This is a genomic window from Blastomonas sp. UPD001, assembly GCF_003426715.1.
In the GTDB taxonomy this organism is placed as follows: domain Bacteria; phylum Pseudomonadota; class Alphaproteobacteria; order Sphingomonadales; family Sphingomonadaceae; genus Blastomonas.
Genome location: NZ_QKVT01000001.1, coordinates 3,055,902 through 3,066,613 on the forward strand (window position 1 = coordinate 3,055,902; position 10,712 = coordinate 3,066,613).

The window sequence follows — 10,712 nt, forward strand, 5'->3', positions numbered from 1 at the left end:
CGGCCTGCACCAGGCGTTCCTCTCGGTCGCGCGGCGCGGCGGGGCGCAGGTCGCGCTCAAGGCCCCGCTCGAGAGCGCGGAGCATCGCGACGGGCAATGGCATCTCACGCTGGGCGGCCAGTCCGTCACCGCGGCGCGGATTGCCAATGCGGCAGGCGCTTGGGCCGATCCGGTAGCAACCCGTTGCGGCGTGCGGCCTATCGGCGTGCAACCCTATCGCCGCACGGTCTTGCAGTTGCGCACCCGCCCCGCGCCGGTCGCGCACCTGCCGCTGACGCTGGGCGTCAAGGGCGACTTTTATTTCAAGCCCGAGGCGGGGAAGCTGTGGCTGAGCCCGCATGACGAGACGCCCGAAGCGCCCGGCGATACCGCGCCCGACGAGCTGGACATGGCGATCGCGATCGACCGCTTCACCCAGGTGGTCGATTGGGCGATCGAGGCGGTCGAGCATCGCTGGGCAGGGCAGCGCAGCTTCGCGCCCGACCGGCTGCCGGTGATCGGCTATGCGGCGGACAATCCGGCGTTCTTCTGGTTTGCCGGCCAGGGCGGCTTCGGCATCCAGACCGCGCCCGCCGCCGCGCGGCTCGCCGCCACGGTGCTGCTCGGCCTCATCCCCGATGCGATGCTCGATGGGGTGGCTGGACAAATGTATAATCCCGCACGTTTCGGCTGACTCTGCTGGCAGCCACCGGACTTATTTTATATCCTTGCCCCATTCTGGAGGGAGACGAGTCGATGGCGCACCATTTCGAGATCTACAAGGACAAGGCCGGCGAATTCCGCGTGCGGTTCAAGTACAATTCGGAAGTGATGTTCTCGACCGAAGGCTATGCCAGCAAGGCATCGGCCAAGAACGCGATCGAATCGATGAAGAAGAACGGCCCCGAAGCGCCGATCGTCGATACCACCACCGAGGGCTGACGCGCCCCTTCGGGCGCTGACCGGAAACCCGGCGAGGCTCAGCCGCCGGGCTTCCTGGTGGGCGACACGACATTGGCCTTGATTCTCAGCGTCGCTCTGGGCTGCTTGGCTGCGTTGCTGACGACCGACAGCGTGACGTTGACGGGCCAGGCGTCTTGGTGCCTTGAAGCAGGAAACGTATCTCTTCGGGGGTGCCTGGATAAACCACCATCGGTTCATCCAGCTTGTCGTACAGGTCTACACATGGCTGGCAGTCGCTCGAGACCTCGGTGATCTCGAGCGATCGGTTGCCCGGATTGCTGACCGCGAAGGCCCCCTCCACCCTGGCGCCAACGGACACCTTTCCGAGGTCAAACACCTGCTTCTCGAAGGCGATGATCGGCTTGTTCGCTGGCGCCGGGCGTGGACGAATGCCACGGGGACCGCTGCGCACAGCAGGGTGGCGAACAGGGCGGGCAGGGGGGCGGATGGTCATGCAAGGCGTCTGCGGCAAGGTTCGCTACCATGTCTAGCGGGCTGGCGCGCGCGGCAGAACTGGCCGAATGTTCAGGGGGCTGCGCCTTGCCTGTCGCGGTTCGTTATGGGATGGGCGCGGCGTGAAAGCAGGGGGATGGGAATGACCGGCATCAGCATGGCGTGGCTTCGCCTGTTTGCGACACTGGCGCTGGCCGGCAGCAGCGCGGCGGCGATGGCGCAATCGGCGATCGGCGACGATCCGATCTGCACCGACCGGCCCACCAAGGCCAACAATGCGTGCAGCGTGCCCAAGGGCGTGGTGCAGGTCGAATTCGAGGCGATCAACTGGTCGCGGCTGAATGCCAGCGGCGCGCGCAGCGATTCCTTCGCCTATGCCAGCCCCACGATCAAGCTGGGCATCAGCGACAGCAGCGACGTACAACTGACCCTCACGCCGCTGATCGAGAACCGCAACCGCTTTGCCGGGCGCACCACCAGCCAGACCGGCTTCGGCGACATATTCCTGCGCTTCAAGCAGCGCATCACACCCAAGGAATCGCGCTTCGAGCTCGGCCTCATCCCCTATATCAAGGCCCCGACCGCGAAGACCGGCATCGGCAATGGCGAATGGGAGGCGGGGATCAGCGTGCCGATCCAGTATGCGCTCGACGACCGCTGGTCGCTGACCGTGAACCCGCAATTGAGCCTCCTCGCGGGCGCGGCCAATCCCGACGAGCGCCATCTGGAACTGCAGACCGTGCTCAACATGGGCTATCAGCTCTCCGATCGCACCAATGTCTCGGGCGAAGTCTGGACCTCGCAGAACTGGGATTCCGCCGGCACCGTCCGCCAATACTCCGCCGACCTCGCGATTGCGCATCTGCTCGGCGATAACCTGCAACTCGACGGCGGAGTGAATTTCGGGCTCAACCAGGCGACACCCGATGTGCAGGTCTACGCGGGGGTCTCGGCGCGGTTTTGAGACCCTGCCAAATCCTCCCCCAGCGGGGGAGGGGGCTGCAGCAGGTGGTGGAGGGGCGTCCACGCCCAAGGCCTCGTTGCTGTTCCATTGCGGCTTGGTGACGAGGTTGCGCAGCGTCCGCCGGCTGGTGGCGGCGCGGCTTTCGGGGAAGAAATAGTTCTTCTCCTCCAGCATGCCGCACAGCTGGTCGAACATGCCGTCCAGCTCCTCCATCGCCGCGGGCGGATCGAGATCGACCTGGGGCGGCGAGGCGAGGCCCTGGCCCCCGGTCTTCGACCATTCATAGGCGACCAGGATCACCGCCTGGGCGAGGTTCAAGGACCCGAACTCGGGGTTGATCGGTACGGTCAGGATGTCGTGCGCGATGGCGACGTCATCGGTTTCCAGACCCGATCGCTCGGGCCCGAACAGGATCGCGCTGCGCCCTGGCGCGGCGACCATCGCGCGCGCGGCGGCCTCGGGCGTGACAACGGGCTTGGTCACGCCGCGCTTGCGCACCGTGGTGGCATAGACATGATGACAATCCGCGACGGCGTCCGCGACGGTTTCGAAAACCTGCGCGCGCTCCAGGACCACATCCGCGCCCGAGGCCGCCGGCCCCGCCGAAGGATTGGGCCAGCCATCGCGCGGCGCGACCAGGCGCATGTCGCTGAGCCCGAAATTGAGCATCGCCCGCGCCGCCTTGCCTATATTCTCGCCAAGCTGCGGACGGACGAGGATGAAGACCGGTGGTGGAACCAGCGCCTCAGGCACCGCCGACATCCTTCACGGTGCTGGCGAATTCCTCGAAATCCTTCGCCTCGCTGAAGTCGCGATACACGCTGGCGAAGCGGATATAGGCGACCGAATCGAGCATGCGCAGGCCGTCCATCACCATCCCGCCGATCTCGCGGCTGGCGATCTCGTTCTCGCCCGAGGTCTCGATCTGGCGCTGAATGCCCGAGACGAGCTGGTCGATCCGCTCCTGATCGATCCCCCGCTTGCGGCAGGCGACCGCCACCGATTTCTCGATCTTGGCGCGGTTGAACGGCTCGCGGCGGTTCTCGCTCTTGATCACCATGATATCGCGCAGCTGGATGCGCTCGAACGTGGTGAAGCGCGCGCCGCAGCTTTCGCACTGGCGGCGACGGCGGATCGCCGCCCCGTCTTCGGTGGGGCGGCTATCCTTGACCTGGCTGTTTTCGTGCGCGCAGAACGGGCATCTCATCGGTGCGCGTCAGCCTTCACGGACGCAGTCGCTTGTAGAGCATGAACCCTGCGCCCGCGAGCAGGCCGACCGGCCAGCTGACGACCGGCAAAACGGCACCGGCGACCGCGCCGATCGCGCCGGCGGTCAGCACCGGCTTGGTCGAGGGATGCGCCATGCCCTGCTTGGCCATGCCCACGATCTCCTCGCGGGCATCGGCGATCAGATCGCCCGAATTGTGCGGATCGTCAGGATTCTGCATGGTTCAAAGCTCCGGATAGATGGGGAAGCGGTCGCACAGCGCCTCGACGCGCTGACGCACATTGGCCTCGACCTCGGGGTCGCCATGCTCACCCTTGGCGCGCAGACCGTCGAGCACATCGGCGATCATGTCGCCGATCTCGCGGAATTCGGCGACGCCGAAGCCGCGCGTGGTCCCGGCCGGCGAACCGACGCGGATGCCGCTGGTCTTGGTCGGCGGCAGCGGATCGAACGGGATGCCATTCTTGTTGCAGGTAATGCCGGCACGCTCGAGCGCCTCGTCGGCATCCTTGCCGGTCACGCCGAGCGGACGCAGATCGATCAGCGCCAGATGGGTGTCGGTGCCGCCTGCGACCAGATCCGCGCCGCGCTCCTTGAGGCGGCTGGCCAGCGCCTTGGCATTGTCGATCACCGCGCGCGAATAGCTCTTGAACTCGGGCGTCAGCGCTTCGCCGAACGCGACCGCCTTGGCGGCGATGACATGCATCAGCGGGCCGCCCTGCATGCCGGGGAACACGGCGGAGTTGAACTTCTTCGCCAGCGCCTCGTCATCGGTCAGGATCATGCCGCCGCGCGGGCCGCGCAGCGTCTTGTGCGTGGTGGTGGTGGCGACATGCGCATGCGGGAAGGGCGAGGGGTGCACGCCTGCGGCGACCAAGCCGGCGAAATGCGCCATGTCGACATGCAGATACGCGCCGACCTCATCGGCAATCTCGCGGAACTTCGCGAAATCGATATGGCGCGGATAGGCCGAGCCGCCCGCGAAGATCAGCTTGGGCTTGTGCTCGAGCGCGAGGCGGCGAACCTCGTCATAGTCGATCAGATGGGTATCAGGGGTGACGCCGTACTGGACGGCGTTGAACCACTTGCCCGACATCGCGGCGCGCGCGCCGTGCGTCAGGTGACCGCCCGCGTCGAGCGACATGCCAAGGATCGTCTCGCCCGGCTTGACCAGCGCGAGGAGAACCGCGCCGTTCGCCTGCGCGCCCGAATGCGGCTGCACATTGGCGAAACCGACGCCGAACAGCTTGCACGCGCGCTCGATCGCCAGCGCCTCGACCTCGTCCGAGGGGGCGCAGCCCTGATAATAGCGCTTGCCGGGATAGCCCTCGGCGTACTTGTTGGTGAACACCGAACCCTGCGCCTCCAGCACCGCCTTGGACACGATGTTTTCCGAAGCGATCAGCTCGATCTGTTTCTTCTCGCGGCGGACCTCCTTGGCGATCGCGGCGGCGACGGCGGGATCGGTCACGGACAGACCTTCGCTGAAAAAGCCGGAAGAGCGGATTTCGTTGATCGCGGTATTGGTCGACATGTCAGGCTCCATTGGGGAGGTTGAACGGGGTTGTATCAGGCCGGGGTCAGCTTGGCCACGCGGCGTTCGTGGCGGCCGCCCTCGAACGGCGTCGAAAGGAAGGCGGCGAGGCAATCCTTGGCGGCGTCGATCCCGATCAGCCGCGCGCCCAGGGCGATGACATTGGCGTTGTTGTGCTGGCGCGAGAGGCGCGCGGACAGGCCGTCCGAAACGAGCGCGCAGCGGCAGGCCGGGTTGCGGTTGACCGCGATCGAGATGCCGATGCCCGATCCGCACAGCGCGACGCCAAATTCCGCCGCGCCGCTGGCGACATGCGCCGCGAGCTTGAAGCCGTAATCGGGATAATCGACGCTGTCGGTGCTGTCCGGGCCCAGATCGGTCACATCATGCCCCTGGTCATGCAACCATTGACCCAGTTCGGCCTTGAGCGCGACGGCGGCATGGTCCGATGCCAGGGCGATCTTGACGGGCGTAGCGGTCATCGGGCTGCGATCCAGTAAAGCCAGGGTGCGGGCCGAATCCCGCCTCGCGCGCTATCTAGGCGAGCGAGGCCCATGATGCCACCAGTGATTGTGGGTGGGTGGCAGTTTTGTGACTCGAGACGTTGCAATCACGAGACGCCTCTCCCTCGATGGGAGAGGCAGCGAGACTTGGCGACGAAGGAGCCTAGTCGCAGCGGTGAGGGTGATCGCGCGGCTGGGCGCAGCCGGGCTCGGCGTCGGGCTGGGTGCGGGGGCGGTCGCGACCGGGGCCGACGTGGGCGTGGACGATCCGCCGCCCCCGCCGCAGCCGGTCAGGAGCAGAGCAGAGCTGGCCAGCAGGCCGACAAGATGACGCATGAAGCCGTGAATCCGAAGCTGAACGATGGCCGCACTCTAGGCGCGCCGCCCCGATCAGGCGACAGGTTTTTGTGTCGTTCGCGTGGACAGCGCGACGTTCTCTGCCCGGATACGGACGGTCAGGATGACGGCATTGAGCGCGGTCCAGAAGCCTGCAATCCAGACATGGCCGAAGATTAGCGGGATGGTGAGGATTTCGAGCGTCACCACCCAGTAATTGGGATGGCGCACAAAGCGATACGGCCCGCCGATGATGCGGGGAAAATCGGGCGCGGAGATGATCCGCGTCGTCCAGTACGGCCCAAGCGTTGCCAGCACCCACAGCCGCGCGGACTGCAACAGAGCGAAGGCGATGAGCAGCGGCCAGAGCATCGGGGCATCGGGTGCCGTCGCGAACCACAAGGCTGCGAGAAAACTCGCATGGATCGCCACCATCGCCGGATAATGCCCGCGCCCATGCTCCACCGCGCCGCGCGCTAGCAGCGCGCGCGTGTTCCGCTGCGCATGAACGAGTTCGAGCAGCCGCTGTGCCGTGAGAAACGCCAGCACCGCCCAGGCGGCGGGCCAGCCGGGCGCCCAGACGAGCGGGGCGAGGGCGGGGCTTGCCATCATCGGTGAACGATGCCCATCGCGCCGGTAAAGCCGGGGCCGAGCGCGGTCATCAGCAGCGGCCCGGTCTGCCCGCGCGCCAGGATGCGCTTGAGCACGAAATGCACGGTGGGCGAAGACATGTTGCCGTGATCGGCGAGCACCGCCCGGGTTTCGGCAAGGCCAGCGGGCAGGTGCGGGAAACACTGTTCCAGCGCATCGATCACCTTGCGCCCGCCGGGATGGCACGCCGGTTCGGTGAGCGTCGCCTTGTCCAGCCCCTCGCGCGCCAGAAAGCCGTCGACCACCGGCGCGAAATGGCGGTGCACGAAGCTCGGCAGGTCGCGCGCGAGAATGAGGCCGAGGCCCAGTTCGTCGACATCCCAGCCCATCATCGCGCGGCTGTCCGGCCAGGTGTGCTGCGCGAAGCGGCCGAGCGCAGGGCCATCGCCGTCGGCCGACAGCACCACCGCGCTTGCCCCGTCGGCAAACAGCGTGGAGGCGATGATCGCCTTCTTGGTGAGATCGCCGAAGCGGAAGGCGAGCGAACACAGCTCGAGCGTCAGCAGCAATACGCGGCGCTGCGGGTCGGCGCGGACCAGATCACCCGCCACCTGCAGCCCCAGCACCCCGCCCGCGCAACCATAGCCGAACAGCGGGACGATCAGCGCATCGGCGCGAAAGCCGAGCGGCGCGAGCATCTGGCTGGGAATCGAGGGCGTGGCGATACCGGTCGACGAGACGCAGACGATGGCGTCGATCTCGGCCGGTTCCAGCCCCGCCTCGGCCAGCGCTTCGGTCGCGGCCGCTTCGAGCAGGCGCTGCCCTTCGGCCAGATAGACCGCGTTGCGTTGGGGGAAATCGGCGCGGCCCAGATAGAATTCGGGCGGCTGCGCGATGGCGCGGCTCTCGACCCCGGTGCTGTCGTAGATCGCCGCGATTCGCGGGCTCAGGCCTTTCTCGGTCGCCTGGGCGACGAAATCGCGCACCTCTGGCTGGCTGATCCGGTGCGATGGAAGCGCAGTGGCGATGGACTGGATGCGCGCGAGCATTGCTACAGGGTGGTCATAGTGCGGCGCGCTTGGCAAGCGATTCCGGCGCATGCCGAATCGCGCTTGGCAGGGCGGGCCCAAATCTGCTTAAGCGCCACCCAAGTTAATGTTGCGCGCGCAGCGGCACCCCGGCGTCTTGCAGAGAAACGCGCGCCGAGCCACATCCGCCGCTCCCGTTCTGAAAAGGCTGTGCCATGACCGACACGATCAAGACCCGCATGCTGATCCTGGGCTCCGGCCCGGCCGGCCTTTCCGCCGCCATCTATGGTGCGCGCGCCGGGCTCAAGCCCATCGTCGTGCAGGGCCTCCAGCCCGGCGGACAGCTCACCATCACCACCGATGTCGAGAATTATCCCGGTTTTCGCGACGTGATCCAGGGGCCGTGGCTGATGCAGGAAATGCAGGCCCAGGCCGAGCATGTCGGCACGCAGATGATCTATGACACCATCGTCTCGGTCGACCTGTCGCGCCGCCCGTTCCGCCTGACCGGCGATGGCGGCCAGGTCTACGAGGCCGAAACGCTGGTCATCGCCACCGGTGCGCAGGCCAAGTGGCTCGGCGTTCCGGGCGAGCAGGAGCTCGGCGGCAAGGGCGTCTCCGCCTGCGCCACTTGCGACGGCTTCTTCTATCGCGGCAAGAAGGTCGCGGTGATCGGCGGCGGCAATACTGCCGTCGAAGAGGCGCTCTACCTCACCAACCATTCGGACAATGTGACGCTGATCCACCGCCGCGATTCGCTGCGCGCGGAAAAGATCCTGCAGGAACGGCTGTTCGCCAATCCCAAGATCAACGTGCTGTGGAACAAGGGTGTCGAGCGTTTCGTCGGCGGCGGGCAGCCGCACGGGCTGGTCGGCATCGACCTCAAGGACACAGTGACCGGCGAAAGCTCGCACCTCGCGGTCGACGGCGGCTTCGTCGCCATCGGCCATGCACCTGCGACCGAGCTGTTCAAGGGACATCTGCCGCTCGACCGCGACGGCTATATCGAGGTCAAGCCCGGCACGCCTTATACCAGCATCCCCGGCGTGTTCGCGTGCGGCGACGTGATGGACAAGGTCTATCGCCAGGCGGTGACGGCGGCGGGCACCGGCTGCATGGCTGCGCTCGATGTCGAGCGCTTCCTGGCCGAAGCGGATTTCGAGGCGATCGCGGCGGAATAAGGGGCCGGGCGCGCACCCCCGGCGATGATCGTCGAGCAGATCGACGCAGCGCTTCGCGCCGGGGCGGCGAGCGTCTGCCTGCTGCTCGCCTGGTTGATGCTGCGACACCGGCGGCAGCTCGGACTGCCATCCTTGCTGTTCGCGCCGCTCGCCATCTGCCTCGCCAGCTTCGTCCTCGGCAATACGCCGCTGTCCTTCGCCGCGCCGCTCGGCGTGCCGGGCGACATCGCCCATGGCCTGAGCGGCTTTGCCGTCATCTTCCTGTGGTGGTTCTCGCTCTCCTGCTTCGACCGCCAGTTTCGGTTGAAGGGCGGGGTGCTGGTGACCGGCATCGTCTGGGCGCTGATCGCGGCGGCGGATCGCGGGCTGTTCGGCCAGGCGCTTGATCAACTCGGTCTGTCGCGCGTGCTGGTGGTGTTGGGCTTTGCCATCGTGGGCCACCTTGTCTGGCGATTGCTGGCCGAGCGTCAGGACGACCTGATCCAGCGCCGCCACGACGCGCGCGTGCTGGTCGCGGTGCTGCTGGGCGGTATGCTGTTCATTGACCTTGCTGCTGACGCCTTGTTCGGCTTCGACTGGCGTCCGCTCGCCTTTTCGATGACGCAGAACGCGATGATCCTGGCCTTCGGACTATGGCTCGCGAGCAAGCTGCTGACCGTCCGGGCCGAGGTGCTGACCTTTGGCGCAGGCGTCACGCCTGCAAGCGCGACCCCACCCGCCGATACCGGCCAGAATGCGGCGCTGCTGCGCCGATTGCGCGACCTGATCGAGGTGGATCGGGTGCATTTCGATCCCGAACTGAGCTTTGCCAGGTTCGTCGAGTTGATGGGGGCGCCCGAACGCACCGTCCGCACGCTGGTCAACCAGCAGCTGGGCCACGATCATTTCCGCGCATTCCTGAACCATTATCGCGTCATCGAGGCTTGCCGGTTGCTCGAAACACGCGGGCGCGACGACAAGCTGATCGCCATCGCGCTCGACAGCGGCTTTGCCTCGCTCGCCAGCTTCAACCGCGCCTTTCGCGCGATCATGGACTGCACGCCGAGCGACTATCGCAGCCGCGCAGAGCGCGTCGCCGAAGCTCCACCACATCCCGCGAAAGCCGGGTTCTGAGCAACGATCCGCCGCCTTTTGAGGAGCCATCCGGTCCGCCCAAGGCTAATCCCGGCACGCACATTCAGCGAAAGGCCCCTGCGTGAACGGATTGATCGGACTGGCTGCCACCCTGGCGATACTGCTCGTGCTCGGCACAATTCTGGGCCTGGCGGACCGGCGGAATTTCTCGCCCCGCTGGCTGCTGATCGCCACGCTGCTGGTGGCGGTCAACGATGCCTGTCTGACCCGGTTTTACGGGTTGCTGCCCGATCTGATCGGCGGAGACTGGAACTGGCAGGGCAAGTCCATGGCGCTGGCCGCCACACTCGCTCTCGCCAGCCTGCCGGCATTCGGCTGGCGGCGGATCGGCCTCACGTTCGCGCAGACCCCCGGCAGCCTCAAGGCCGCTCTGCCCGTCGCCGTCGCCTATTGCGCCTTCTTCGTCGCAATCGCGCTGGTGTTCGGCGGCGACGAGGCCGATGCAGAAGCGGTCGGATTCCAGCTGACCATGCCGGGCCTGGAGGAAGAGCCCTTTTATCGCGGCCTGCTGCTGTTCGCGCTCGACCAGGCGTTCCAAGGCCGCAAGCGCCTGCTCGGCGTCGACTGGGGCTGGGGCGCGCTGCTTTCCTGCGGGCTGTTCGGCATGGCACATGCGTTCGGCTATGCCGATGGCAGCTTCTCGTTCGAGCCCGCGATCATGGCGCTGACCGCCATCCCCTCGCTTATTGCCGTGTGGCTGCGGCTGCGGACCGGGAGCCTGGTGCTGCCGGTGGCGCTGCACAATTTCGGCAACGCGTTCTCGTTCCTGGTTTAGGCCGGTGTGCCTGCGTCACCTTCACCTCCTTAAAAGCCCCTAT

13 protein-coding genes and 1 pseudogene are annotated in these 10,712 nt (G+C 66.6%); 6 read left to right on the forward strand and 8 right to left on the reverse strand.

Annotation, left to right across the window (positions count from 1 at the left end):
• Nucleotides 1–673: NAD(P)/FAD-dependent oxidoreductase (locus tag DM995_RS15495; RefSeq protein ID WP_157973305.1), on the forward strand; the 673-nt coding region annotated here is incomplete at its 5' end.
• Between the two features lie 62 nt (nt 674–735).
• On the forward strand, nt 736–921 hold the full coding sequence (locus DM995_RS15500) for a YegP family protein (protein ID WP_023838955.1): 186 nt from the start codon (nt 736–738) through the stop codon (nt 919–921).
• A gap of 85 nt (nt 922–1,006) precedes the next feature.
• On the opposite strand, the gene DM995_RS15505 is transcribed toward DM995_RS15500, so the two are convergent.
• Nucleotides 1,007–1,396, reverse strand: a complete 390-nt coding sequence (locus tag DM995_RS15505) for a DUF1573 domain-containing protein (RefSeq protein ID WP_116969993.1) — start codon at nt 1,394–1,396, stop codon at nt 1,007–1,009.
• Nucleotides 1,397–1,537: 141 nt separating this feature from the next.
• Here DM995_RS15505 and DM995_RS15510 point away from each other — a divergent pair, with 141 nt between their 5' ends.
• On the forward strand, nt 1,538–2,359 hold the full coding sequence (locus DM995_RS15510) for a transporter (protein WP_157973236.1): 822 nt from the start codon (nt 1,538–1,540) through the stop codon (nt 2,357–2,359).
• A gap of 72 nt (nt 2,360–2,431) precedes the next feature.
• On the opposite strand, the pseudogene DM995_RS15515 reads toward DM995_RS15510, so the two are convergent.
• The 7 genes and pseudogenes from DM995_RS15515 to DM995_RS15550 form a co-directional block, all read right to left on the reverse strand.
• A pseudogene (locus DM995_RS15515) lies at nt 2,432–3,121 on the reverse strand (RNA methyltransferase); the annotation flags it as partial.
• Nucleotides 3,105–3,566 carry a transcriptional regulator NrdR gene (gene nrdR, locus DM995_RS15520; RefSeq protein ID WP_023837947.1) on the reverse strand — a complete coding sequence of 154 codons (462 nt, stop codon included), beginning with the start codon at nt 3,564–3,566 and terminating at the stop codon, nt 3,105–3,107. The pseudogene DM995_RS15515 and the gene nrdR, both read right to left, overlap by 17 nt.
• Before the next feature lie 16 nt (nt 3,567–3,582).
• Nucleotides 3,583–3,807, reverse strand: a complete 225-nt coding sequence (locus tag DM995_RS15525) for a hypothetical protein (RefSeq protein ID WP_023837946.1) — start codon at nt 3,805–3,807, stop codon at nt 3,583–3,585.
• A gap of 3 nt (nt 3,808–3,810) precedes the next feature.
• Nucleotides 3,811–5,121 carry a serine hydroxymethyltransferase gene (gene glyA, locus DM995_RS15530; protein WP_023837945.1) on the reverse strand — a complete coding sequence of 437 codons (1,311 nt, stop codon included), beginning with the start codon at nt 5,119–5,121 and terminating at the stop codon, nt 3,811–3,813.
• A 35-nt stretch (nt 5,122–5,156) separates the two neighbouring features.
• Nucleotides 5,157–5,603, reverse strand: a complete 447-nt coding sequence (gene rpiB / locus DM995_RS15535) for a ribose 5-phosphate isomerase B (RefSeq protein ID WP_116969995.1) — start codon at nt 5,601–5,603, stop codon at nt 5,157–5,159.
• 411 nt (nt 5,604–6,014) lie between these two features.
• Nucleotides 6,015–6,569 carry an isoprenylcysteine carboxyl methyltransferase family protein gene (locus tag DM995_RS15545; protein WP_232824433.1) on the reverse strand — a complete coding sequence of 185 codons (555 nt, stop codon included), beginning with the start codon at nt 6,567–6,569 and terminating at the stop codon, nt 6,015–6,017.
• Entirely contained in the window at nt 6,569–7,600 is a 1,032-nt protein-coding gene (locus DM995_RS15550; protein ID WP_116969998.1) for a type III polyketide synthase, read from the reverse strand. Before DM995_RS15550 ends, DM995_RS15545 begins: the two co-directional genes overlap by 1 nt.
• Nucleotides 7,601–7,794: 194 nt before the next feature.
• Here DM995_RS15550 and trxB point away from each other — a divergent pair, with 194 nt between their 5' ends.
• The 3 genes from trxB (at nt 7,795) to DM995_RS15565 (ending at nt 10,669) form a co-directional block, all read left to right on the forward strand.
• Nucleotides 7,795–8,760 carry a thioredoxin-disulfide reductase gene (trxB, locus tag DM995_RS15555; RefSeq protein ID WP_116969999.1) on the forward strand — a complete coding sequence of 322 codons (966 nt, stop codon included), beginning with the start codon at nt 7,795–7,797 and terminating at the stop codon, nt 8,758–8,760.
• A 24-nt stretch (nt 8,761–8,784) separates the two neighbouring features.
• A complete protein-coding gene (locus DM995_RS15560; RefSeq protein WP_232824434.1) occupies nt 8,785–9,873 on the forward strand; it encodes an AraC family transcriptional regulator in 1,089 nt (362 codons plus the stop codon).
• 82 nt (nt 9,874–9,955) lie between these two features.
• On the forward strand, nt 9,956–10,669 hold the full coding sequence (locus tag DM995_RS15565; protein WP_116970000.1) for a CPBP family intramembrane glutamic endopeptidase, BDIM_20840 family: 714 nt from the start codon (nt 9,956–9,958) through the stop codon (nt 10,667–10,669).
• Nucleotides 10,670–10,712 lie beyond the last annotated feature (43 nt).

Excerpts from the sequence above, each read along its gene's own strand:
- DM995_RS15500 (WP_023838955.1), top strand. The coding sequence starts at position 736 with ATGGCGCACCATTTCGAGATCTACAAGGACAAGGCCGGCGAATTCCGC.
- DM995_RS15505 (WP_116969993.1), bottom strand. The coding sequence starts at position 1,396 with ATGACCATCCGCCCCCCTGCCCGCCCTGTTCGCCACCCTGCTGTGCGC.
- DM995_RS15510 (WP_157973236.1), top strand. The coding sequence starts at position 1,538 with ATGACCGGCATCAGCATGGCGTGGCTTCGCCTGTTTGCGACACTGGCG.
- nrdR (WP_023837947.1), bottom strand. The coding sequence starts at position 3,566 with ATGAGATGCCCGTTCTGCGCGCACGAAAACAGCCAGGTCAAGGATAGC.
- DM995_RS15525 (WP_023837946.1), bottom strand. The coding sequence starts at position 3,807 with ATGCAGAATCCTGACGATCCGCACAATTCGGGCGATCTGATCGCCGAT.
- glyA (WP_023837945.1), bottom strand. The coding sequence starts at position 5,121 with ATGTCGACCAATACCGCGATCAACGAAATCCGCTCTTCCGGCTTTTTC.
- rpiB (WP_116969995.1), bottom strand. The coding sequence starts at position 5,603 with ATGACCGCTACGCCCGTCAAGATCGCCCTGGCATCGGACCATGCCGCC.
- DM995_RS15545 (WP_232824433.1), bottom strand. The coding sequence starts at position 6,569 with ATGGCAAGCCCCGCCCTCGCCCCGCTCGTCTGGGCGCCCGGCTGGCCC.
- DM995_RS15550 (WP_116969998.1), bottom strand. The coding sequence starts at position 7,600 with ATGCTCGCGCGCATCCAGTCCATCGCCACTGCGCTTCCATCGCACCGG.
- trxB (WP_116969999.1), top strand. The coding sequence starts at position 7,795 with ATGACCGACACGATCAAGACCCGCATGCTGATCCTGGGCTCCGGCCCG.
- DM995_RS15560 (WP_232824434.1), top strand. The coding sequence starts at position 8,785 with ATGATCGTCGAGCAGATCGACGCAGCGCTTCGCGCCGGGGCGGCGAGC.